Source organism: Vibrio sp. Of7-15 (genome assembly GCF_022347565.1).
Taxonomy (GTDB): Bacteria; Pseudomonadota; Gammaproteobacteria; order Enterobacterales; family Vibrionaceae; genus NORP241.
Genome location: NZ_JAKRGH010000020.1, coordinates 49,125 through 73,272 on the forward strand (window position 1 = coordinate 49,125; position 24,148 = coordinate 73,272).

Sequence of the window (24,148 nt, forward strand, 5' to 3'; positions counted from 1 at the left end):
GCCTCAAAATAATACTGTATATAATCACAGTGGTAAGTCATATGAAAGTAAGCCCAATATCAGCCAGTGCAGGCATTTCTGGTTTTGAAAGTCCAGCGGCAGAATATTCACAATTAGCATTTGATTTGGACGAGTTACTGATTGATCATCCCAGCGCCACCTTTATTGCCCGTGCGTGTGGTGACTCGATGCAAGGCGTCGGTATTTACGATGGCGATATTTTGATCATAGATCGTTCTCTGGCTCCCTTTAACCAAGATGTTATTGTCGCGAACCTTAATGGAGAGTTTGTTTGCAAGTTACTAGATACTCAGCGGCGGCTATTGCTATCGGCTAATGAATCTATTCAACCTGTTCCAATTAATGACTTTGACACGTTTAGCATTGAGGGTGTGGTTGTTCGCTCTGTTCGCTGTCACCGAAAAAGCCCTTTGTTGGTATGAGGCAGGTCGATGTACGCATTAGTGGACGCTAACTCATTTTATTGCAGTGCTGAGCAAGTCTTCCGACCTGAATGGCGAGGTAAGCCCATTGTTGTATTATCTAACAACGATGGTTGTATTGTGGCTGCAAATCGCCAAGCTAAAGAAGCTGGAATCCCTAAATTTAGCCCTTATTTTAAAGTGAAAGACCTATGCCAGCTGCATGGTGTGATCCCCTTATCTTCGAACTACGAATTGTATGCGGATCTGTCTGCAAAAATGATGGATGTTATCGGTCGTTTTGCCCCTGAGCAGCACATATACAGTATCGATGAGTCTTTTTTATCGTTTGAACGGTGCAGCAAAGCCATTCCAGATTTGCGTGCGCATGGTGCTGTGTTGCGACGAGCGGTGTGGAAAGAGTGTCGCTTACCGGTTTGCGTCGGAATGGGGGCTACCTTAACGCTGGCAAAAGTAGCGAACTATGCAGCTAAAAACATTCAAGGCTATCAAGGTGTTTGTGTTTTAGATAATGAGCCTGAACGTTTACGTGTATTAGCGCAAATGGGAGTGGGGGAGGTATGGGGGATTGGCAAACAGACAACCAAAAAACTTCATCAAATAGGGATCACAACGGCCATTCAACTAGCACGTTTTCCACTTGGTTTGGTTCGTAGAGAGTTTAATGTTGATGTGGAGCGAACAGTCCGAGAATTAAACGGCCAGCCTTGTACAAACTGGGAAAGTGCTCGTGCCGATAAAAAGCAAATTTATTCGACTCGCAGCATGGGAAATAGGATCACGGATCTACCATCATTGCAGCAGGCTCTCAGTAAGCATGCGGGTATTGTGGCACGAAAAGCACGTCAGCAAGGCTCTCTTTCCAAAATTTTGGTGTGTTTTGCTTCAAACTCTCCCTTTGATGAAAAAACAGAGAGTTTTAAAGCTACTCATCGGTTTTTTTATGGTACTGCGGATACCACTCAGATTACGGCGGTGGTAACTAAACTGGCTAAACAGCTTTATAAGCCGGGAGTGAAGTATTATAAGTTGGGAGTCGGCTTATTAGATTTGAGTGATGGCACCCATGAGCAGTTAGATTTATTAAATCCAACCCAAAACAACGTGGCTTTAATGGGCGTATTTGACGACATTAATAAAAAATACGGAACCGATACCATGTTTTTAGGGGCTCAAGGCATTGCTCCGAAATGGGGGATGAAGCGTGAAATGCTCACGCCTCAATACACGACAAAATGGTCAGATATTCCAACAGTGAAATGTTAAGGAGGATACTGCCTATTACGCCGATTCCTTACGAAGTAGTGGGATACGAATGTGTTCAACAGGAACCTTAGTTAGGAATATACCGCTCAGTAGTGGCAGCAGCATAAAAATAGATTCTTGTGAAATAGAGGCTCCGGACACAACCGCTGATAAACTGAGTGCGACTAATGGAAAAATTAAGAAACAGATAGAAGCGGTGAATGGCGTCGAAATTTGCCCTAATTTGAAGTAGGCAACAATGCCGCCAACGCTAGCAAAGATACCAAGATAAATAACGGCGGACAGGGATTCAAACGTGACCGCAGCTAGATTTATTTCTTCAAAATTGAATGACACGATAAATAGTAAGACAGCAGCAATTAAGCTTGGTAGTGCGTTGTAGGTGATCACTTGAATATCTTTACAGTGTCTTTGCACCATAACGTACATCATAGCGTGCATTATTACAGCACCAGCTAATGCCATAGAGCCCACAATGTAATCTTCCCCGCCAATGCTCATTTCACTAAAGAGAATAATACACAAGCTGCTTACAGCGATGAACAAACCAACCAGCTGGTGGCGTGCTAAACGTAAGCCTAAAAAGGCACTGGACGTGATCATGACGGCGATTGGCATATTGGCAAAAATGATAGAAGCGAGACCAGATGAGATGTACTGCTCGCCAAAAATCATTAAGGTAAATGGGATCGCAAAATAGAATACCGCCGTGATCAGCATCCACTTTTTCTTACCAGAAGGGAAGAGCAATGGCTGCTTAAAGACTTTTGCTAATAGCACTAAAATCGGCGCTGCGATTAAAAAACGCATTCCAGTGGCTAAAATAGGTGGAATAGTATGGACTGCAATTTCCATCGCCATCCAGGTTGTTCCCCAAATTAAACAAACTGAAAAAAATAATAAACTTGGTAAGTACTTCTTATTCATGATTATTTTCCATTTATACATCTCGTGAAATTCACATTAGATATAAAAAGTGAGAATTATTGTTGTTTTGATTTTGTGATGAGGAATATACGTGCTTCAAAGGAGAATAACTTTTCTAAATTTTAATTTTATCAATAAGAACTTAGAAAAATTTTCTCCCTAGTGGATGATATGGGGAATAATAAGTGGCTATGGGTGAGTAGTGAGAGGTTATGGGAAGTGATGAATAAGGTGTTCTTCAATGATCTCGTCAATATCTCCATCGATATGCATTCTTTCTAGTATCTGATTGAAACGATCAACCTGAGATAAACAAGGAGACTGTTTAGAAAACAGAGCATAAACATTATTGGAAGAGACAGGGGTAGGTAAAGCGGTAATCTGATCTTGATAATGATGCTGAGCTATATTGCCAAGGCCGTCGTAGTAGCCCCAAACTGCATAGTCTACTTTGCCTTGCAATAGCAGCTTTAACATGGCTAATGTATTGTTATTCTCGTTAATATGAAGGTTTTTCTTAGCATAGTCATCAAAACCTTGGCCATAGCTGCCTCCCATTGGCCGAACACCTATCAGCCCTTTTAAGTCAGATAAATCATAAAACGGAAATTCTTTCCCCTTTTTTACAAAAATACGAATCTCATCAACGGTAATGGCATTACTGTACTGATATTTTTTGGCTCTTTCATCGTTATAGTAAGCGCCAGTAAGAACATCCAGTTTCCCTATCTCTAAGTCGTTTAAGAGCCGTTTCCATGGGATAATGGGTTGTTGTTTTACTTCAACTCCTATCTCATTGAATATATTGGTAATAATAGTGGGGACAACCCCCGTAAGCCTGTTGTTCTCATAATAAGAAACAGGGATCCAGCCTTTTGCACCATTCATGCTGATTGTTATGCACTTGGTATGGGCTAGTAAAGGTGCGGAAAAAGCGCCAAATAACACGAAAACAGTTAATGCCTTCATTTTATTCGCTATGTAGGAGGTCATTCTGAGCCAAACCATTGCTGTTGTATCTCTTTAAGTCGACCACTTTTTATTAATATTTGTTTGCCTTTATCAAAATCACTTAACAGTTTGGGGCCTAGTGGGTTTGTTTTGAGGGAAACCAAATACTCCCGAGAAGAGTCAAAAGAGGGAAGTTTACGGTATTTTTTATTCCAACCATGCTGTTTTAATAAATAGTCCCAATTAAACTCGTAGCCTAAAAATCCGCTAATACGTTTATTATCAAGCATTAAAAAACCATTCATTATGTTGCTTACTTCATGTCGTTTTATTTGGTGAGCCGCTTCCCATTTGTCGCCATAGTTAAAGCCTCTTTTTATGCCAACGACAAGGTTGTTAAAAGATTCTAGCCCAGTCCACTGGATTGGGTTATCTTTGGTAACATAAACCAGAAATTTAGCTTCATTAATAGATTCCTTCGAATAATCAAAGACTTTTAACCTTTCTGAGTTTTTCCCAGCTGGAAATAGAATATCCACTTTTCCGATTTCTACGTATTTAACGGCTCTTGGCCAAGGAGTTACAGTTAGCTGGATGGTATACCCCATAATATGGAAGCTTTCCCGTAATACATCCCAGCTATACCCTGTAAAAAAGCTCACATCTGAGCCAGGGGGAAGAGTTGTCATTATAGGGGCGTTGTTCTCATGATTAATAAAACAGAAAGGAGGGTAATCTCCTAGCGTTGCCACAGAGACCACTTTTTCATTCGATTGAGCGATGAAGCTAGTAAGTAATAGAGCTAACGCAAGAATGTACCACCGTGTATTCATTGTGCTCTCCCTGGCTCATTATTGCAGAACAACATGCATTTATTCTTGATAACAAATTTGGCCCCAATATAGATGGTTACTTAAAGTATGGTCGCTTTTTAGTCACTGTCGGTTTTATTTGTGTAAGAGTAAAAACACCCGTGGTTTTAGGCTTCACGAGTGGCAGAAAAATCATTAAAATTAGTGCCTTCTTGATTTAAGCATTAAGTATTAAAAGGTTTATTATGATTCACATTGGCTGGCTTGTTTTTGCAGCTGTTATTGCTCCTATTCTTGTGGGTTTGTTTGTGTTTTTTATCGGGAAAAAAACGTCTTCAAAATACGAGCAACAGCAGAATGAGCGTAAGGCATACAAGGTACTACGAGATGGATTTTTGCAAAAATACCTCCAGGATGAGGAAGTAAACAGTCAAAATCCGGCATTGAAAAAAATGTTTGAAGTGATTGCGCAAGATAGGCAGGTTGATCCTGTGCAGCTAGAACGCGCCATTCGGTTAATGTAACTGCTGTTGATTGTATTCAGTCTTTAATGATTTAATTAACACTTAAATACAGCAGCAAGTAGAAGGAAAAAAATGGAAGCTGAATTTTGGCATAGCAAATGGGCAGCAAACGCAATTGGCTTTCATTTGGATGAAACGAATGCTGCATTAATTAATTATTGGCATCATGTGCAACCCAAACGTGAAGACAAAGTATTGGTCCCACTGTGTGGTAAATCGCTAGATTTGGATTGGTTAGCACAAAGACATGATTCCGTGATTGGTGTGGAGCTGAGTGACATCGCAGTAAAGGCGTTTTTTGCAGAGCAGCTGTACACGCCGTTGGTGACTCAGTTAAATAATCACCATGTGATGTACGAATTTGATGAGTTGACCATTTATTCCGGTGATTTCTTCTCTGCGCCTCTTGAACCTGTTGAATTGGTGTACGATCGTGCGGCCTTGGTGGCGTTACCAGAATCAATGCGCAAAGAGTACGTGGAGAAAGTGCTGAGTAATTTGAAATCAGGTGGACGCATGCTGCTGGTGACATTAGATTATGACCAGCAAGAATTAGCAGGGCCTCCATTTTCTGTGCCTGCTGTGGATGTACACGAACTCTTTTCTGAGTGTGAGGTGACACACTTATATCGTGATGACGCCGATGAATCTCACCCTCGTATTAAAAAAGGGTTGAGCCGTTTCGCAGAAGAAGTGTGGTTGATTGAAAAACCATAACCTAAAGAAATAAAGACTGCCAGCATCACGCTGGCAGCCTTGTTTTTAGCCTCGCTGACTTGGCTTAATTTAATAGATCACCTTGATCTTTGAGGCGCTATCAATGGCAGCTTCAATGGCGGTTTCTATATTGTCGCGGCGGGTAAGTGCCACACCTAAACGGCGGCGGCCATTAATGTCTGGCTTAGCGAATAAGCGAACTTGGGTCTGAGGCTGTACAAGTGCTGCCCCTAAACCATCAAAGCGAATGTTTTCAGAAACACCTTCACCAAGTACTACCGCAGAAGCGGATGGCCCATACTGCACGATGCTGCTTACTGGTAAACCTGTGAAGGCTCGAACGTGCAGAGCGAACTCAGACATGTCTTGAGAGACTAAGGTCACAAGGCCAGTGTCATGTGGGCGAGGAGAGACTTCATTGAAGTAGACTTTATCCCCTTTTATGAAAAGCTCAACACCAAATAAACCGTAGCCACCGAGTGCAGTTACGACTTTTTGAGCAACGTGTTGTGCTTCTTGTAAAGCGGCTTCTGACATGGCTTGTGGCTGCCAAGACTCGCGGTAGTCACCATCTTCTTGTCGGTGACCAATAGGGGCACAAAAATGTACGCCATCTACAGCGCTGACAGTGAGTAAGGAAATTTCATAATCGAAGTCCACAAACCCTTCAACAATGACTCGGCCTGCGCCGGTTCGGCCACCATCTTGAGCGTAATCCCATGCTTTTTTAACGTCAGCTTCAGATTTGATCACGCTTTGACCTTTACCTGAAGAACTCATGATAGGTTTTACAACACATGGTGTACCAACAAATTCAACTGCCGCCGTAAAGTCTTCGAAAGTGTCAGCAAACTTAAAAGGTGAGGTTGCAATGTTGAGTTCTTCGGCCGCTAAGCGACGGATACCTTCGCGGTTCATTGTTAACTTGGTGGCGTTGGCGGTAGGCACCACATTTAAACCTTGCTGTTCAAGTTCAACCAGCTTATCTGTCGCAATGGCTTCAATTTCTGGCACTACGTAGTGGGGTTTTTCCAGTGCAATCACGGTAGTTAATGCATCACCATCGAGCATATCAATAACATGACTGCGGTGAGCAACTTGCATGGCAGGTGCATCAGCATAACGATCTACAGCAATCACTTCTAAACCAAGACGCTGACATTCAATGGCGACTTCTTTACCAAGTTCACCAGAGCCTAATAACAAAACACGGGTTGAATCAGTACGGGTTGCAGAACCAAACATGGAATGGCTTCCTATATCGAAAGAAATTGGCGGCATCATACTGCTTTTTTAGGTAAAGGCAAACGTTTGCGTGTTAATCCATAAAATAAAAGTGGAATAGGTGTGTTATGCCCCTTAATGATGGCTAACCACAACGTTCTTTCATTAAAGAAAGCCCAAAGGTGAAACATTGTCGCCAAGCATATTCAACTTGCGGAGTGTATTTGGGATCACATTGCGATACAGAAGCGAGTAAACATTCAAACCAGATGTCCATGTCTTTGGCGGTGAGCCCTAAACCATTTTTGCCATGACGATCACCTAACTGCTCGATATGACTTTGAGCTTCATTAGAAAAGGTGGCCATCATGATGCACAGAAAGGAAGCGTGCAGCATTTTCTTTTGCCGTTTCATGTCTACACCCTCAAAGAGCTTTCTAAAGGTGGTGTTTTCATGCCATAGCAGTTCATAGAATACGTCTAAGAAATGGCCACTGCTCTGACAGCGTTGGTAGCTGTCATTAAAAATTTCGTGGATTTGGCTCTGCGAAAGTCGTTCCATGATTAACGCCCCAAACAAATAATCAGGTAGGAGGAATAGGAAAATTTACTTAATGTTATGTATTGATATTAGCACTTTATGACTTCAATTGAGGGAGAGCTCAGTCGTATTTTGGTGCTTCAACTACACTCACATCAGAGCTCTTATTACACATGAGGGCCTTACAGTAAAAATGAAAAATGTGTTTGGGCTCTGGTAGTAAGTGGTAGGGGTCATTATGAAGTGGTATCTTCAGTGTTTCTGCGGATTATTCTTTTATTGTTTGCTTGGTTCTGTTCAGGCGACTCAATTTGAGTTTGGTCGACTACGGGTTTCAAACTGCATTACGCCAACAGACCCATCAGAGTGTGTGATCACGTTTACCCAAACTTATTCCCAAACCCCTTTAGTTTTTCTAATGCCGACCATCACGCAAGATGGTGAAAATTTACCTTCGAGTATACGGTTACTGTCGACGAGCAAGACTCAAGCTGAAGTTCGTCAAATTATTGCGCCCCATCATGCACAGATGAAAGGGGTACCATTTAAGCAAGTTGTCATGACTGATATTGATTATTTTGTGGTTGAACCAGGGGTATTAAAGCTTTCTTCCGGAGCACAAATTGTCGCGGGTCGTTTTGATACACGGCAAAGTATCCGGTATAGCAAAAAAAAGAAGGAGGTCGTAGGAGGCTTTCAAACTATTTTATTTGACTCTTTTGGTTTGAAAAAATTTGACCCATGGCGAGGTGATGTAAATGCGGTTCCGGGAGTATTAACGCAAATACAATCGACCAATAATACCTACGCAAGTGACGATCCTAGTGGTCACTATCAACGGGGGCAGCCTCAATGGATGACTACGGTTTCGACAGAGGTGAATTTCGAATCCTTTAAGGTTGCGATTGAACTGTCGGAAGCAAAAGGCAGTGCGGTAACAGTGGCTGAAACTGTTGGCTTTGTAGCGGGGGTGGGCAGTGGTTATGTGGAAGGTAAAAAGTTTTGGCTAGGGCACGGTGAAACGGAACACACGTTGGAGCAAGAAGAAGTGGTCTATACCCCCGTTAATATGGAGTGTGAAGCCTTTTCTGATATCCCGATCACGCTAAAGGAGCCTCCGATTATGGTTGCGGCGAAAAACTCACGAAATGGCACCAATGGGGGTTGGCTTCGTCGTTGTCATTTGGAAACTGGGCGAGTGAGTTTTGTGGTCGAAGAAGACATGGATAGTGATAAAGAGCGCAGACATTATTGGGAAAAAGTCGGTTACTTTATTTTTGAGTCGCAAGCGGTAGCGCCCATTTGTGAGCGTTTTCCGAGTGCAGTACAAACTTGGAAAGGAAACACAGGGGGGAGGTTGTACATTGCTAATGATGGCCAAGTTGAAAATGCAGGATTAGTAGATGGTCGGCGCTATGTGGGGTTTGAACCTTCTTCTGTAGATGACATTAATAAATCCGGTTGTAGTCACACTGAGTGTTTTGGTGATAGTGGTTTGATGGTCGATAAGCCAAACTTGCCTGACTTTGAAGCGCCCACGGATCCCAGTTTAGAAAATGTGGTGGTCAACACAGGTAATCGTATTTTTCAAAATAGTGAACATATAGGTTCCTTCACCGTCGATGTGGGGTCAACGGCTACTTTTAAAACAGGTACTTACTGGATAGATAGCATTAATGCGCTTGGGCATATCAATGTACCAAAAGGCGAGAAGGTGATTATTAACACCAAGGGGCTCGCACTCAGTAAAGGAAGCCATTTTGTGGCAGAAGACGCTGGTGATCTGGTGGTGATTGTTCATAATTTAGCGTTCTCTTATACCAGTGTGATTTTTAACTGGGTGAACTTGGCCAATAATGCTGTGTTTAAAGGGCTGCTTTACAGTGAATCTAACGTGGAGTTAAGTAATGGCTCTATTATTGAAGGGGCGGTGACTGCACTTCAGGTAAGTATTCATAATAATGCGAAAATTATTGGTGCAGGGCATTGCTTTGAGCCGCCTCAACGTTTGGAGTTGGTACTTGAACCTAATAGCGGAAGAGGCTTTTCTTGTACTGGCGTGAATGTGTCTTTACTGGTACGAGACAGCAATTCGAAAGAAGACACTGACTTTAGCGGTGACATTACGGTGGAGCTGAATACGGACTCAGAGATTGGTGCTTGCCTTGTGAAATTAGGGGAAAGACCCAATGCGCGTTGTGGGGAATCTGGGCAGCCCCGAAGATTCACGTTTAAATACCCGCAAGACAAAGATTTAACGTTATACAGTAAGTACGCAGGAAAGGTGTATTTAAACGCTGCTGCCGCAAATGACGGTAACCTTAGTGTACAAAAAGCGGGGCCTTATCAGTTTTTAGCAAAAGGTTTTTTACTGAATAGCCGGTTAGATGTGGATGGTGTGGATGGGGGCCAAATCTCCGAACGTGGGTATGGGGTAACAATACAAGTCGTGTCATCTGGAAATGATTCACTTAGTTGTGATCCAGTAGAAAGCTACACTTCAACAGCTGTACCGATTTCATTTACACGTACCATTCAGGGTGATCAGACACATGCAGGAAAATTCACGATAACGGAACCTGGCACTGAGCACGTGATTACGTCAAATAAGGTGATTAATATCGATTTTGAGAAGGGCGTTGGCAAAACACCATTAATTGGAAAATACACAGAAGCTGGTACTGCATTGTTATCTGCAAGTGGACCTGCGGTGTGTGAAGCCAGTGGTTGCGATGCTTCGGTCCGTATTCCTTCTAATTCATTGCCTTTGTATCACCGGCCTTACTATTTAGCCATATGCGATGCGACAGATCCTAATTCTCCTATGAGTTATGGTACGTCTGAAGGGGGAGCTGGGTTAGTGGCCTCAGGTGTAAAAGCGGGCTTTAGTATTAAAGCGATCCCTTGGTTATCACCAGCTGTAAGTAGTTCGGCTGCCTCGTTAGCCAGTGCTTCAGGTTCTTTATCTGCTAGTGTCGGTGCAAGTTATAAAGCGTTTGCGGAATCTTTTTGTGGGGCCAGAGCCTTAAAAGCGTACAAAGGTTCTGGTGGTATTGGCGTTAGCGTTCACTCGCCAGCACCCAATGGGCGTTTAGGCAATGTAACTTTAGATATTTCATCAAGGCCGAATGTTGGTATTTACGCAAGCAGTGTTATTTGGGACGAAGTCGGAAGTTTGTTGTTTAAGGTCAGTAAAAGGGATTATTTAGTGGCAGGACTGAATATTCCGGAAGCGAGCTTTATTGCTGGTCGTTTTTATCCTCATCACTTAACTATTAACTCAAACCTTTGGGCTTATCCAGCCAATCAAACTGGGTTTGCGTATATGGGGCAGACTTTTATTCATTCGATGGAAGTTGAAGCGCGAAATTTTAGCCAAAGTGCGACAAGAAACTATGGCTTTTTTACTGATTCATTAAAAGCCAGTTTGAGTTTCCTCGTCACTAACGGTACTGATGAAGCCAATAATGATCTATCCGCTCGTATTGAAAACTTTTCGGCGTACTCGTGGGGAGGGGAAATGTGGAATAAGCGTGGGGATACGTCTCAGATGGCCCAGACGATGAGTGATTTTGTATTTAATCGATTAGTTCATCCTGATACAGCGGGCGCAACAACAGCTGATGGTCCATTTAATAGTGCTAATAGTGCTTATGGTTTGTATGTATCAGAGTCGCTTGATCCGACGGATTTTGAAACTTTGGATATCACCGTAAGGCGTCAAGATGGCACATCCAACTTGGGTAGCCGTTTTACGTCAGTTGCGGATGTTCGTTACGGAAGAATGCGGTTTGATTCAGGTAGTGGTCAGGTTCAAACCAATATTTCTGCGCCTTTACAGGTGGAATTTTGGGATGGCGGTGAATTTATCGTTAATAGCGCAGATAACCGAGCCAATTTTGATGGTGCTGACTACTGTAAGTTAACCATGCAACCTGCGGGAAGCGGAAATTCAGGGTCGTTGCTATCAGGGGCTGCTACGGTTTCTATTGGAGAGTCGGGTGTGCTGTCAGCCAATGCAGATCCTGATGATGCAAATTTAAGAGAGCAAGTCCGCCTATGGTTGCGTTTGTCGGCTTCCCCGCAAAGTACAGAGTCTGGAGTCACGTGTTTTGGAACCGTGCCAACAGGAACGAATATTCAACATCAGCCGTGGCTACAGTTTAATTGGCGCAATGTAGGTGATGAAGATCCCTCTGGTATTTTCAGCTTTGGCGTGTACCGAGGGAATGATCGGGTTATTTATCGAGGAGAACCGAATATTCGTTAGGCGCTTAGTGATTGTATTTCCACTTTAATGTGGGAGCTTCTCTTTGCTGGAGAAAATGGCAGGTGATTTTCTTAATAAGCCACATGGAAAAATTGAGTGAAAAGTCATTTTGTACGCTTTTTATACAAAACATAGTGCATCAAATCGCATTATTTTTCGCTGTTTTTACATCTAACAGTTGCTCTATGTCTCATCAGGCGGTAACCTTGCCGACCTATAAAATTAGTCTATATTCTCCATCACACTATTAGGAATTGAATCTTGATTTCAACAGCTAACATTACTATGCAGTTCGGCGACAAGCCTCTGTTTGAAAATATCTCAATTAAATTTGGTAACGGTAACCGTTATGGTCTTATCGGTGCTAATGGCTGCGGTAAATCCACATTCATGAAAATCCTTGGTGGGGAATTAGAGCAATCTGGTGGTGTAGTTTCTACGGATCCAAATGAGCGTGTTGCAAAGCTTGGTCAGGACCAGTTTGCATTCGAAGAGTACAGTGTTGTTGATACTGTAATCATGGGTCATAAAGAGCTGTGGGAAATCAAAGAAGAGCGTGACCGTATCTATTCTTTACCTGAAATGTCAGATGAAGATGGTATGCGTGTGGGTGATCTTGAAACTCAGTTCGCTGAAATGGACGGTTACTCTGCGGAATCGCGCGCGGGTGAGCTACTGCTTGGTCTTGGTATTCCTGAAGAGCAGCACTTTGGTTTAATGAGCGAAGTTGCACCGGGTTTGAAAGTTCGTGTTCTTTTGGCACAGGTTCTGTTTGCAGACCCAGACATCATGCTACTTGATGAGCCTACCAACAACTTGGACATGCACACAATTAGCTGGTTAGAAGACGTTCTTCTTGCTCGTAACTGCACTATGATCATCATCTCGCATGACCGTCATTTCCTAAACAGCGTATGTACCCACATGGCTGATCTTGATTACGGTGAACTTCGTCTGTTCCACGGTAACTACGATGAGTACATGACAGCAGCTGAACAAGCTCGTGAGCGTCTGCATGCGGATAATGCGAAGAAAAAAGCACAAATTGCCGAACTACAAACGTTCGTAAGCCGTTTCTCTGCAAACGCATCAAAAGCGAAACAAGCAACGTCTCGTCAAAAGCAGCTTGATAAGATCCAGTTAGATGAAGTTAAAGCATCTAGCCGTCAAAGCCCATTCATTCGTTTTGATCAAGAAAAACCACTTTTCCGTAACGCACTAGAAGTGGAAGGTTTGGTTCAAGGTTACGATGACAACATCTTGATCAATGGCGTAAACCTAATGGTTGAAGTGGGTGAGCGCATTGCGATCATCGGTGAGAACGGTATCGGTAAATCAACGTTCCTGAACACCCTAGCAAATGCCATGGAGCCAAAAGCGGGTATGGTTAAGTGGTCTGAAAACCACAACATCGGTTTCTACGCTCAGGACCACAGCCACGACTTTGAAGAAGACATGAACCTTCTTGATTGGATGGGTCAATGGAAAAAAGAAGGCGATGACGAGCAAGTAGTACGTGGTATTCTTGGCCGTATGCTTTTCTCACAAAATGACATTAAGAAATCCGTAAAAGTAATTTCTGGTGGTGAGCAAGGTCGTATGTTGTTTGGTAAGCTAATCATGCAAAAGCCAAACATCCTATTAATGGATGAACCAACAAACCACATGGATATGGAATCCATCGAGTCGTTGAACTTGGCCCTTGAGAACTACAAAGGTACGTTGATGTTTGTTTCTCATGACCGTCAGTTTGTATCTTCTATTGCGACTCGTATCATCGAGATCACAAAAGATGGCGTAGAAGATTTCCACGGTACTTACGATGAGTACCTAGCGAAACAAGGTTTAAAAGGTTAATTGTTTAAAGGGCGTATCGCTTCGTTAAACTGACATACTTTTAAAAGAGAGAAGGCTAGCCAAGTGGTTAGCCTTCTTTTTATGTGTTCGTATCGTGATATGAGTGATTAAGTCTTTTTATGCTCCCATCGAGTGATGAAAGCCACGGAAGCAATAATAATGGCAGCACCGAGCCATAAACGCCCTGGTGGAGCCCAGCCAAACACAATCCAGCCAGCTAGAACATTTAAAGGCAATTTTGCATGATCAAAAGGTTGCACGAAGGAAGCGTCTGCTACGGAATAGGCTTTGGCAATGGCCCATTGAGCTAAGGCCGTAAAAGCGCCTGCTGCAACCAATAGTCCCCATGCGAAGGTGCCTGTTGGCATGGTCCAGTCAGGCACCGCAAGAACGATATTAAATGGGGTGATAAGAAGTAATAAGTACACCACCATGGTGGATGGGGAATCATCAGACGAGAGTTTCTTCACCATTAGTGAGTAACACGCCCAGAAAAACGCCGCCCCAACAGGTAGTAATGTTGCCCAAGTAAAAGAGTCTGACCACGGTTCTAAAATGATCATGGCACCTGCAAACCCGGCTAAGGTTGCTAACCAGCGGGCAGGCCCGACTTTTTCTTTTAGAAATAAGCCCGAGCCCACAGTGGCAAACAAAGGCGAAGTCATTAGCAGTGCAATGCCTTGCCAAATTGGCACAGGGTAGGCCAATGCCCACAGCCAAAGCTGAATCCCAATCACAGATAAAAACACGCGCAATACATGCATGCCTAAATGTTGGGTTCTTAAGGAGTTACGAATGCCTAAAGTACGTAACCAAGGAAGAATCACAACCAAAGCAATACCATATTGGATTAACGCCACGGTGGTCGATGGTAAATGCATGTGCATGCTAACGTATTGAGCCACGCTGTTAACCAGCGCAAAGGCAAAACCAGCAGTAAGCATCCAGCTAGCGCCTTGAAGAGGGTGGTGATGTTGGGACATGATATGCCAGAAAGTGTATAAAAAATGTTAAGGAATAATACAGCTAAATAGACTTAAATCAAAAAGATAAAAGCCTATAAAGACAAAGAGCCCATATCAGAGGTTGATATGGGCTTGTCGTGTTCTTAGCGTCGGTTAAATTGCTAGATAATCAACCTTAATATCTGGGTTGAGTGATTCTAGCGTCGATTGGGTTTCCGCTAAATGACTGACTGTGCTGTCTGATTTTTCAACCAAAGCAACATGCTCAATACTGTCAATATCGTAATTGGCCATGTTCATATTAATCAAAGCAACCTGCAGTGGCGGTAAACTTGGATTAAAGGCTGCGTTCTCAGCATACATGCCTTCAAATATACGGCCATCGGTCGTACGTATTGCGACACCACTGGTATTTTTGCTGTAAGGGGCATGGCTTTTATTGGTGGCTTGCAGCGCAGAAGTAATCAGTTGATCTTCTGCTGGGCAAGTTAACTGGTGATCCACTTTGGCCATCAAACCGGTAGTAATACCAAGATCAGCAGGGCCAAAAGATTCCGGTAGATAGTCGTGTAATGATTTTTCATCACGCTCTGGTAGCTGAATTTTTAGATCTGAAGCGGTAGAAAGTTCATTCATAAACTGTCGGCAGTGGCCACAAGGACTGTAGTTTATGGTGATGTCTTTTACGCCAGTCTCGCCTTTTACCCAAGCGTGGCTAATGGCAGATTGTTCGGCATGAACGGTTTGACCAAGTTGTGTGCCGGTGAATTCCATGTTTGCACCAAAGTACAAACGACCAGAAAGTCCACGAACAATGGCACCGACAAAGAAATTGGAGATAGGGGCAATAGAATAAGCAGCAGCAACAGGAAGTAAAGCGACACGAAGCTCGTTATCTGACATCCCTGTTTTGTTTAATAAGTGAGCAAACTGTTCAGCACTGATCGTGGCATCAAATTGCGGTTGTTGAACAATCGGCGTTAAATTTTCCGCTAATGTGTGTGGCAGAGTCGATAATGCTTCGCTAACTTTTGCGCGCATGATAGAGGCTCCTATTGACTATATGGAGAAACATTGTAGGCAGTGATTCAGAATAAATAGTCGATCTTGATCACACTAATGGATCAATAGTTACATCAATTACAATGATGAGAGAGACCTCACACAACTCAGTGTATGCATTTTCAGTATGACTATGTCTTAAATATTAAACATTGGTTATATAAAGAGCATGATCACAGAGAAAATCAAAGGTGCCATTAATGAAGTGATTACGCCGCACACCACAAGTGCTAGTGAACTAAAAGCGCCATCTTGGTAGTGAGTTTCTGTTGATTTGGCTGTGCCTAATGCATGAGAAACGGTGCCCATTGTGAGTCCTTTCGCAAGCGAGCTTGTGATCCCTAAGCATTGATAAATAGGATAGGCAAAAATAGCCCCAAATAAACCTGCCAGTATAACCAGCGCTGCTGAAATAGAGGCTTCACCGCCCAATTGCTCAGATACCGCCATGGCAATAGGCGTGGTGACAGACTTTGGCAATAAGCTGGCAATTAAAGAAGCATCCGCGCCAAGCATCAATGCAATTAGGCTACCAGTGAACATAGACATCACACTGCCGACGGTGCAAGTCAGTAAAATAATTCGCCATTTGGCACGAATAACGGGTAATTGCTCATAGAGTGGGTAGGCCAGTGCCACAACAGCAGGCTCTAGGAGATAGCTAAGCCATTGGTTCTGCTCTGCATATTGTTGGTATGGGATATCTAGAGTCAGCAGTAATGGGATCAAAACCAACAGGCTAATTAGTATTGGATTATTAATGGGATGTGGTACTTTTTTTGAGAACCAGCGAGCAGTGTAGAACACAAATAAGGTGATCACTAACCACATATTATTGCCCTCCCTTATGCAGTCTCTGCACCAAAAAGGCGATAGTAATCAATACAATAAGGGAGCTACCCAGTGTGCCGAGAAGAATAGGAAGAGCATTTTCTGTGAGTAGCTCAAAGTGGTTCATTAAGCCAACCCCCGCAGGTAAAAACAGGACTGCCATGTGTTTGATAAGAAATTTACTGCTCGTTTCGATTCGTGTTACTGAAATGAGGTTAGTGGCCAACAGAGTAAATAAGATCAGCATGCCAAGAATACTGCCAGGCACAGCTAGTTCAAAATAGGCTTGAATCGCTTTTCCGACCCATAAGCATACGCAAAGGATAAGAAACGAAAAGATATAGGGCATTTCTCACGCACATATAATTGATAGTTTTATTTATCATACAAAATGATTTATTGCGGTGCTAGCATTAATTTTACTATCCAAAATAAATAAACAAGAAGGTGGCAACAGCAAGAGTGGCAATGGCGAGTAGGTAGTGAAGAACACTCGGAGTTTCAATGGGAAAATGGGTGGTGTTTTTCGACTTATCAGGCAACTGAGGTAAAGGATCTTTTTTTTCTGGCTCCATTTTTGAGCTGCTGGTTTGGCAGGTTTGCACCGGGATTGGAACGCGATAACCGTAATCGGGTAAGGTCTCGATTTGTATGCCAATAATGTTGTTGTGATGCAGTTTTCGGTTTAACGAAAGTAAGATGGTGTGTAAGTTACTGGTTGTTTCGGTATGGCAAAATATTTTTTGGCTGAGTGTAGAAGATGAAATCACTTCGCCCGCAGAGTAGCAAAGGGATTCGAGTAAACGGGATTCCTCTGTGGTGAGTTTGGTTTTACTGCCGTCATTCCAAGTAAGTTGGCTTAGGTCTGGTTCAAAGTCAACTGCATCAAAACGATAACAACGTGTCAGTACTTTTGTGACCATTTTTGCCCTCTTACTCTAAGCCCTTCTTATTTCATAAGTGTGGTCAGGTTTGCAAGAAGATCAAGGATAAATATTGACCACTGAGGTTAAAAGCTAATGGGGTCAGTACTCTATTCATGTGCGTAGGTAAAGAATGGCTAGGTTAATGGCAATAAAATAGGGCGATCCAGCGCCGTTTTGGTGGGGTTGGATCGCCTATGTTTCTTTACAATGCAATTTTCTCTACATATTGATAGAGGCTTTTCAGAATCAAGGTTTTCTTTTCATCATCTTGATTATCGAGTGCGACGTTTTCAAAATTGAGCATGTAATCTTGTAAATTGGCATCAAAATAGTCCTGGCGATGAGCATGCCAATGACGTTGCTCTTGCTCTGTTAATGTCCACGGGAAGTTGCGGGCTCGGTAACGAAAGAGCAGGGGCTTGATTCTTTTATCGGCCACATTCAGTTCGAAGTTAACCAGATCTTCTGGTGATGATTCGCGAATAATGTCCATGGTGGATTTATCGGCATGAGAGAAAAAGCCACTGTAAAGTTGAGTGTCAACATTGCCGCTGTCGTCAAACTCTCTTTCTATGGCATAGAGTTCAAGCAATTTTTCCCGAATCTCAGGGTGCTTTTTAATTAGTGCCAAGTTGTTCAAACAAGCTTGGCGATCAACACCGAGTCGCTCTGCATCATCAGCGGTGAGGGTTTTTGCTGGTGCAAGAACAGGGCACTTATTGGTGTGGATCAGTTTTACTGGCACGGGCAATTCATCTGGGGCTAAATCAGCGCGTTTGGTATAAAGGCGCTGGTGCAATTGCTCGGCATTTAAGGAAATCAGCGGTTCAGGATCCATGGCTAAGTTGACCGCGATAACGGCATTTTTATTATCTGGGTGCCAAGCCATAGGAACAATCCAACTGGTGTTGCTGCACTCTGAGCCAAACATACCTGAAATATGCACCAGTGGGGTTAGGTTAACAATGTCTATTAGCTCGTTAAGCTTACGCTTATGGCGTATGGATAATAAATAATTAAACAGCTTAGGTTGGCTTTGTTTTAATTTCTTGGCGAGTTCAATCGTGGCATGAACGTCTGCCATAGCATCGTGAGCATTCGTGTGTTCAATGCCATTTTCAACAGATAACCTTTCCAGTTTAAAGCTTGGGATCCCATCTTCATCCACTGGCCAGTTAATGCCTTCAGGTCTAAGGGCATAACAAGTACGCATGACGTCCAATAAATCCCAGCGTGAATTGCCATTTTGCCAGCTCCACGCATACGGGTCATAAAAGTTACGATACAGCGTATAACGGGTGACTTCATCATCAAATCGAATGCTGTTATAGCCTAATGAGCAGGTGTTAGGTTTGGCCATTTCTGCATGGATTTTAGCAATGAATTCATGTTCTGGTAGCCCTTCAGACATGGCCTTTTGTGGTGTAATGCCTGTGATTAAGCACGCTTCAGGTGAAGGTAGGTAATCATTCTGTGGCTGGCAGTAAATGACTAACGGTTCGCCGATAATGTTCATGTCCATATCGGTGCGAACGCCTGCAAACTGGCAAGGTCTGTCGATAGCAGGGTTCACACCCCACGTTTCATAATCAAACCAAAAGAAAGTTGGTTCATTGTCGTTATTCATTTTAGGTTCCAAATTCTATGGCGAAGGTTAAGAGTTAGATTGAGACAACGGATTATTCACTCTTACATTGTAGTGATTACAGTTCTATAGCGAGATTTCAGTTGATAGAAAAGATCAAAGCTTTTAATGGCCTAAGTATCCGATAGATGGCTATATAGAGGCAAGGTGAATTAACAATAAATGACATGGGAATTGATTCTTGTTAATCCATCTTGTGTCAGATCATTATTGCTCTTTGGGCTGTAGCAAGTGCCAAAGCCAGTAAATTGAATCTACACCACTAGTGTATTGCCACGCGATGTACGAATTACGATATGATAGTGTATTCGATTTTATCAATGGTTTGCATGTATGGATTAAAGTCGTATATTCCACCTAATTTAGGGAATAAGTGGTTCTCAACCATATGGTTAATGTTATGTATCAGGAGGAATAGGTGGATAGTCAATTTCAAGATGTAGCGAAAGAGTATCCGGAAGTAGGTAGCAAATTAGGAGTTGCACTTTCTACCGTAAATAAAGCTCCTATTAATGGTATGAGAGTAGCCCCTGAAAATGGCACTAATGGCTGGTATATCTGGTGCGGTGAGGAGCTTTCTTCAAACGCAGACTTCTTTGAACCGCTGCATGTTGAGCATATAGTTAAGTACCTACCTCAAGTTCAAGCCTATCTCGGTTTGCCTCCGGGCTACCGTTTCCTAATTGATAACAATGGCTATGAAGATATCTGGTATGACAGCAGCTTGTTGGAAGGAAACGCATAACAATCTGTTTAATAGTGATTCGGCACGCGTGGCATTTTTACTATGCGTTGGCGTTAGGTGCTAAAGGCAAGTATGAAGTTAAAGTCAATAAATACAACAATGGTAAAACTATTAACTAATAATGATAAGTTGGTCTTTGAAATGACTAATTTTGAGTTATTTGGAGGTAGCTCATTCAAGTGCCGAATTTTTGTTTCTTCTAGAGGGTTTGGCTATTGCGGACAAGTATATTTTGACAACGGGCAGAGCTTTGTTGAAGACATTGAAAAAATGGCCGAAAGCATAGTTGGAAGCGCAGAACTAAAAGAAGACTACCATGATCATTTCGTAAAGTTTGAGGTAACCAAAATTGGTTATGTTTTAGTCAGCGGTTGCTTTACTGAGTATGGTGATTTTACTCAGAACTTGGAGTTTGGATTTAAGATAGATCAGACATGCTTAGTTCCTTTTGCTACCGATCTACGAAATGTTCTCCAAGGAAGCAGCTAATAAAGCAATCAAGGTGATGCGTTACACTCGGCATTTTAGGTATTGAGTTTGGTGTGTTTGAGTTTAAGCTGGGTGGTGCTAATTGCTACTTAGTTAGGTGTTATTTTAACGGGATAGAAAAATGATTTCTTGGCCATGTATTTTCAAATTGGATGGCGATTCTGAGTTGATGTATTTGGGATCTGAACGTCAGCTAGAAACTGAATTTGACGACTTAATTTGGGATGGTTCAGACCGCCTGATAGACAGTAAAGGCCATTGTTACGTGGTTAGAACAAAAGATGATAGTTATGTGTTCGAGCCTGAGGGTGCTCAGCTAAAATTGGTGGACGTAACTCAGTTGATTCAAGAGCATGAATTTTCAAAAGCACAAGTGTGCCTTACAAAAATACATTTCTCATCCATAGAAGAAGCCATCAAGTCACTTTCACTAGAAATGTAAATATAACAAGAGACTATGGCGTCAATAGCTAATCTTTGACGCTATCTTTACTCCACATGACATTACCTTTGAGGATCCGTTTAGAAAGTGCTCTGATAAGAAAAAGCTTGGTAATTGACCAAGCTTTTTAGGCGTTATATACCTTTTTAAGGCAGCGTTAAGCAGAAGGTGAAGTGGCTGTCGATTTTTGTAATTAGTTTTAGGCGGCAGCTTTGCTATCGAGTTCTAATATTCTTACTGGCCAACCATAATCTTTATATTCTATTTCCAATTGTCTTGCGATTTCATGAGATACTGTCGCTGATACCCAATTACCAATCCCCATGACTTTATATTGAAGTGTTACGTGTTTCATTTCATGACCCCCGTCCTTGAATTGAAACCAAGTATAACCATATGAGTGACGGTTTCTTTTCTATGTGGCTCATTTTCTTTTCAATTGTTCACTTTGAGCCAATTACTATTAGTGGTTTATTTGTATTTTTATAAATTAAAGGGATGTTAGTGGTATTTTATGATGTTCTTGCTCTGGCTTTCATAAGTGTAAATAAGTAATGTTGAAGGCCAGAATAAAACATAAAAATAATAAGGATGTTGAAGATGGCAATAACAGAGCTTATGGCTTTTTTGGTTGCAATTACTTTGCTGACATTAACCCCCGGTTTAGATACGGTGTTGGTCATACGTAATACCACACGGGGAGGTTGGAAAGACGGAACAGCAAGCAGCTTAGGCATTTGTTGTGGTTTATTTGCTCATGCGTCTCTTTCTGCCATTGGGATCTCTGTTATTTTGGTTCAATCGGCTTGGCTTTTTCAGGCGGTGAAACTCATTGGTGCTGTGTATTTAATTTGGCTTGGTATCAGTAGTTTACGTTCAGGTTGGAAGGCAAAAGGGCTGGTGGCCTTAAATGAGTCGGTTTTACAGAAACAACCACTGGACATAATACGTTCTTTCCGCGAAGGTTTTCTTTCTAATATTCTTAACCCTAAAACTGCGATCTTTTACTTAGCTTTTTTGCCTCAGTTTATCGATCCACAAGGATCTGCTTTTCTTCAATCCATGATTCTTGCCAGCATTCATTTTTTTATCGCAATGCTATGGCAAGGCGGGCTTTCATTTATGGTTGAGAAAGCCAAACAGTGGTTATTGAAGCCCTCGACTAACGCTTGGTTAGAGTCCATTAGTGGTGGGGTGATGGTTGCTTTGGGTGTGCAGTTAGCTTTATCTAAATCGTGATTTTACACGCCATATCTGGTTTTTATGGTGAGGAAGTGTGAATTGAAAACTATTTCTATCTGTCATTGCGCTATGGGTACGACAGGCTTTTTCTGCTATTGATTTGAATGTTGCAGATAACCAACTAAGCTCGTATTTATACAGGGAGTGACACCGTCAATCAGGCGGAAGTAGGGATATGATGAAAGTTCTCACCATCTTTGGGACACGGCCAGAGGCGATCAAAATGGCGCCTTTGGTTCTCGCTTTACAAGAACAGCAAGGGATTGAAGCCAAAGTGTGCGTTACGGCTCAACATCGAGAAATGTTGGATCAAGTGCTGTCTCTTTTTGACATTGTGCCAGATTATGATCTGGATATTATGCAAGCCGGACAAGATTTGTCTGATATTACTAGCCGCATTCTTTTAGGGCTAAGGCCTATTTTGCAAGAGTTTAAGCCTGATTGGGTTTTGGTTCATGGTGACACCACCACCACGCTCACATCGTCATTGGCGGCCTTTTATCAGCAAATCAAAGTGGGCCACGTGGAAGCTGGGTTACGTACCCATAATATGTATAGCCCGTGGCCAGAAGAAGCAAACCGTAAGCTTACTGGCGCTATTGCAGCTCGACATTTCGCACCTACTCAAGGTTCGGCCACCAATTTGCGCAATGAATTAGTGCCGCAACAGAATATTGTGATCACGGGTAATACCGTGATAGATGCACTACTGCAAGTAAAGCGAACGATTTTAAATACAGAATCTGTAGTGAGCCGATATGAGCAGCAGTTTTCGGATTTGATTGCAAAACCATTTGTGTTAATTACAGGCCATCGCCGTGAAAGCTTTGGTGGTGGGTTTGAACGTATCTGCCAAGCCATTTCGGCGCTTGCTCAAAAATATCCGACACATAACTTTGTGTACCCCGTGCACTTGAACCCCAATGTGAAAGAGCCAGTCACCCGTTGGTTATCGGGTATCGATAATATCAAGCTCATCGAACCATTAGATTACTTGCCATTTGTGTATTTAATGGATAAATCAGAACTGATATTAACGGACTCTGGTGGGGTACAAGAAGAAGCACCGTCACTGGGTAAACCCGTATTGGTGATGCGAGACACAACGGAAAGACCAGAAGCCGTTGAAGCCAATACCGTGAAATTGGTGGGTACAGACGTAAATGTGATTGTTGAGAGTGTGTCGAATTTAATTGATGACGACGCTGTTTATCAGGCAATGAGCGTGGCGCATAACCCTTATGGCGATGGGCGGGCTTGCGAGCGTATTGTGAAATCACTATTAGGGCAGGAGTTTGAACCCTTTTGATATTTGGGTGAACCGTGTGGATCGGTAAGATTCACATGGTTCATTATATTTACCTTCAAGTTCAGGCTATTTCTTTCATCATTGTGTTTATTCACCACACGCTTTAAAACGTTCATCTCACCCATTTTCAGGTGACCAATAAATCGACCTGCTTCATTTGCTATTTTGGAAACTGATAGAGGTATATATGATCACGATCCATTTAGTGACATAACACGGTGTAGGTGTGCTTTAAACTGTGATGGAAGGCGGTATGTTGTGTGGAGTTAACAATGGTATCGTATTATTAAATTATAAATAAATCAGGGAAGTGCAGAGTGAATAATCAGTATAACTTCGACTTTGATACTGAAAGGCTAACCATCCGCCAGATACAGCCCCAAGATTGGGATGATTACTATCAATTGCATGTTAATCAAGTGGTATTAACTTACGTGTGCGATCCTCTTGAAGAAGATGGAATTAAAGAGCGCTTCGAAGGCAGGTTGCCAGTGTGGGAAAAAGAAGCCTCACAGTGGCTATGTTTGATTATGCATGAAAAAGAAAGCGGAAAATTTGTTGGCATCACGGGGTTCTTTCCTGAGTGGGAGCCATGCCAACAAGCTGAAGTTGGCTTTATGCTGATGCCAGAGTTTTATGGTAAAGGTTACGCGACAGAATCTTTGCTGAATGTGATTAAATTTGCCTTTGAGCAGTGTGATTTTCATAAATTGACCGCGGCGGTGACAGAGGGGAATGATGGCGCTATGCGAGTGCTCGCCAAATGCCACTTTCAATTGGAAGGCACGCTACGAGATAACTTTAAAATAGCAGACGTTAGAAAAGATGATCTGATTTATGGTTTATTAAAAACGGACTTATCAACATCTTCATAGTTACTTTTTTAAAAAGGGCTATAGGATCTCGTATTGGTATCGAGTTTATTGTTAATAATTGCTTTGATAGATAAAATTTTGAAGT

General features: G+C 42.4%; 24 protein-coding genes. 12 read left to right on the top strand and 12 right to left on the bottom strand.

All coding sequences use genetic code 11. From position 1 onward, the window contains the following. Positions 1 to 41: 41 nt before the first annotated feature. Together umuD and MHO82_RS18270 are read left to right on the top strand one after the other, a co-directional pair. A complete protein-coding gene (gene umuD, locus MHO82_RS18265; RefSeq protein ID WP_239186136.1) occupies positions 42 to 443 on the top strand; it encodes a translesion error-prone DNA polymerase V autoproteolytic subunit in 402 nt (133 codons plus the stop codon). 9 nt (positions 444 to 452) lie between these two features. Then, positions 453 to 1,709: a Y-family DNA polymerase gene (locus tag MHO82_RS18270; protein WP_239186138.1), complete on the top strand. Its 1,257-nt coding sequence runs from the start codon at positions 453 to 455 to the stop codon at positions 1,707 to 1,709. Between the two features lie 15 nt (positions 1,710 to 1,724). Here the strand turns inward: MHO82_RS18270 and MHO82_RS18275 are convergent, their stop codons facing one another. The 3 genes from MHO82_RS18275 to MHO82_RS18285 form a co-directional block, all read right to left on the bottom strand. Next, positions 1,725 to 2,636, bottom strand: a complete 912-nt coding sequence (locus MHO82_RS18275) for a DMT family transporter (protein ID WP_239186140.1) — start codon at positions 2,634 to 2,636, stop codon at positions 1,725 to 1,727. 210 nt (positions 2,637 to 2,846) lie between these two features. Then, a complete protein-coding gene (locus MHO82_RS18280; protein WP_239186142.1) occupies positions 2,847 to 3,605 on the bottom strand; it encodes a transporter substrate-binding domain-containing protein in 759 nt (252 codons plus the stop codon). Positions 3,606 to 3,625: 20 nt separating this feature from the next. Further along, on the bottom strand, positions 3,626 to 4,420 hold the full coding sequence (locus tag MHO82_RS18285; protein WP_239186144.1) for a transporter substrate-binding domain-containing protein: 795 nt from the start codon (positions 4,418 to 4,420) through the stop codon (positions 3,626 to 3,628). A gap of 224 nt (positions 4,421 to 4,644) precedes the next feature. On the opposite strand from MHO82_RS18285, the gene MHO82_RS18290 reads away from it, so the two are divergent. Together MHO82_RS18290 and MHO82_RS18295 are read left to right on the top strand one after the other, a co-directional pair. Continuing rightward, complete coding sequence (locus tag MHO82_RS18290; RefSeq protein ID WP_239186146.1) at positions 4,645 to 4,923, top strand: hypothetical protein; 279 nt, start codon at positions 4,645 to 4,647, stop codon at positions 4,921 to 4,923. Between the two features lie 72 nt (positions 4,924 to 4,995). Further along, positions 4,996 to 5,640 (top strand): thiopurine S-methyltransferase, encoded by a 645-nt coding sequence (locus MHO82_RS18295; protein ID WP_239186148.1) that lies wholly within the window; start codon positions 4,996 to 4,998, stop codon positions 5,638 to 5,640. A gap of 69 nt (positions 5,641 to 5,709) precedes the next feature. On the opposite strand, the gene purT is transcribed toward MHO82_RS18295, so the two are convergent. After that, positions 5,710 to 6,885, bottom strand: coding sequence for a formate-dependent phosphoribosylglycinamide formyltransferase (purT, locus tag MHO82_RS18300; protein WP_239186150.1), 1,176 nt, complete (start codon positions 6,883 to 6,885; stop codon positions 5,710 to 5,712). Between the two features lie 124 nt (positions 6,886 to 7,009). Continuing rightward, positions 7,010 to 7,426 (bottom strand): globin domain-containing protein, encoded by a 417-nt coding sequence (locus MHO82_RS18305; RefSeq protein ID WP_239186152.1) that lies wholly within the window; start codon positions 7,424 to 7,426, stop codon positions 7,010 to 7,012. A gap of 217 nt (positions 7,427 to 7,643) precedes the next feature. Here MHO82_RS18305 and MHO82_RS18310 point away from each other — a divergent pair, with 217 nt between their 5' ends. Together MHO82_RS18310 and MHO82_RS18315 are read left to right on the top strand one after the other, a co-directional pair. Then, positions 7,644 to 11,675 carry a DUF6701 domain-containing protein gene (locus tag MHO82_RS18310; RefSeq protein ID WP_239186154.1) on the top strand — a complete coding sequence of 1,344 codons (4,032 nt, stop codon included), beginning with the start codon at positions 7,644 to 7,646 and terminating at the stop codon, positions 11,673 to 11,675. A 261-nt stretch (positions 11,676 to 11,936) separates the two neighbouring features. Next, a complete protein-coding gene (locus MHO82_RS18315) occupies positions 11,937 to 13,532 on the top strand; it encodes an ABC-F family ATPase (protein ID WP_239186155.1) in 1,596 nt (531 codons plus the stop codon). Positions 13,533 to 13,639: 107 nt separating this feature from the next. On the opposite strand, the gene MHO82_RS18320 is transcribed toward MHO82_RS18315, so the two are convergent. From MHO82_RS18320 to sbcB, 6 genes are all read right to left on the bottom strand, one after another. Next, positions 13,640 to 14,515, bottom strand: coding sequence for a DMT family transporter (locus MHO82_RS18320; RefSeq protein WP_239186156.1), 876 nt, complete (start codon positions 14,513 to 14,515; stop codon positions 13,640 to 13,642). Positions 14,516 to 14,650: 135 nt separating this feature from the next. After that, complete coding sequence (cdd, locus tag MHO82_RS18325; RefSeq protein WP_239186158.1) at positions 14,651 to 15,538, bottom strand: cytidine deaminase; 888 nt, start codon at positions 15,536 to 15,538, stop codon at positions 14,651 to 14,653. A 177-nt stretch (positions 15,539 to 15,715) separates the two neighbouring features. Next, entirely contained in the window at positions 15,716 to 16,390 is a 675-nt protein-coding gene (locus tag MHO82_RS18330) for a CidB/LrgB family autolysis modulator (RefSeq protein WP_239186160.1), read from the bottom strand. Position 16,391: 1 nt separating this feature from the next. Further along, positions 16,392 to 16,739 carry a CidA/LrgA family protein gene (locus MHO82_RS18335; RefSeq protein ID WP_239186162.1) on the bottom strand — a complete coding sequence of 116 codons (348 nt, stop codon included), beginning with the start codon at positions 16,737 to 16,739 and terminating at the stop codon, positions 16,392 to 16,394. Positions 16,740 to 16,812: 73 nt separating this feature from the next. Next, the gene (locus tag MHO82_RS18340; RefSeq protein ID WP_239186164.1) at positions 16,813 to 17,313 is read right to left on the bottom strand and encodes a winged helix-turn-helix domain-containing protein; all 501 of its coding nucleotides are present in this window, start codon (positions 17,311 to 17,313) and stop codon (positions 16,813 to 16,815) included. Positions 17,314 to 17,518: 205 nt separating this feature from the next. After that, the gene (gene sbcB, locus MHO82_RS18345) at positions 17,519 to 18,943 is read right to left on the bottom strand and encodes an exodeoxyribonuclease I (protein WP_239186166.1); all 1,425 of its coding nucleotides are present in this window, start codon (positions 18,941 to 18,943) and stop codon (positions 17,519 to 17,521) included. A gap of 436 nt (positions 18,944 to 19,379) precedes the next feature. Here sbcB and MHO82_RS18350 point away from each other — a divergent pair, with 436 nt between their 5' ends. From MHO82_RS18350 to MHO82_RS18360, 3 genes are all read left to right on the top strand, one after another. Beyond that, positions 19,380 to 19,706: a hypothetical protein gene (locus tag MHO82_RS18350; RefSeq protein ID WP_239186168.1), complete on the top strand. Its 327-nt coding sequence runs from the start codon at positions 19,380 to 19,382 to the stop codon at positions 19,704 to 19,706. Between the two features lie 72 nt (positions 19,707 to 19,778). Beyond that, the gene (locus tag MHO82_RS18355) at positions 19,779 to 20,195 is read left to right on the top strand and encodes a hypothetical protein (RefSeq protein WP_239186170.1); all 417 of its coding nucleotides are present in this window, start codon (positions 19,779 to 19,781) and stop codon (positions 20,193 to 20,195) included. Positions 20,196 to 20,316: 121 nt separating this feature from the next. Next, positions 20,317 to 20,637 carry a DUF4144 domain-containing protein gene (locus MHO82_RS18360; RefSeq protein WP_239186172.1) on the top strand — a complete coding sequence of 107 codons (321 nt, stop codon included), beginning with the start codon at positions 20,317 to 20,319 and terminating at the stop codon, positions 20,635 to 20,637. Positions 20,638 to 20,836: 199 nt separating this feature from the next. Here the strand turns inward: MHO82_RS18360 and MHO82_RS18365 are convergent, their stop codons facing one another. Further along, positions 20,837 to 20,992 (bottom strand): hypothetical protein, encoded by a 156-nt coding sequence (locus tag MHO82_RS18365; protein WP_239186174.1) that lies wholly within the window; start codon positions 20,990 to 20,992, stop codon positions 20,837 to 20,839. 245 nt (positions 20,993 to 21,237) lie between these two features. Here MHO82_RS18365 and MHO82_RS18370 point away from each other — a divergent pair, with 245 nt between their 5' ends. The 3 genes from MHO82_RS18370 to MHO82_RS18380 all read left to right on the top strand — a co-directional run bounded on the left by MHO82_RS18370 (position 21,238) and on the right by MHO82_RS18380 (position 24,063). After that, positions 21,238 to 21,876 carry a LysE family translocator gene (locus MHO82_RS18370; RefSeq protein WP_239186176.1) on the top strand — a complete coding sequence of 213 codons (639 nt, stop codon included), beginning with the start codon at positions 21,238 to 21,240 and terminating at the stop codon, positions 21,874 to 21,876. Positions 21,877 to 22,054: 178 nt separating this feature from the next. Further along, a complete protein-coding gene (gene wecB, locus MHO82_RS18375) occupies positions 22,055 to 23,188 on the top strand; it encodes a UDP-N-acetylglucosamine 2-epimerase (non-hydrolyzing) (RefSeq protein ID WP_239186178.1) in 1,134 nt (377 codons plus the stop codon). Between the two features lie 317 nt (positions 23,189 to 23,505). After that, positions 23,506 to 24,063, top strand: coding sequence for a GNAT family N-acetyltransferase (locus tag MHO82_RS18380; protein WP_239186180.1), 558 nt, complete (start codon positions 23,506 to 23,508; stop codon positions 24,061 to 24,063). The last annotated feature ends 85 nt before the right edge of the window (positions 24,064 to 24,148 follow it).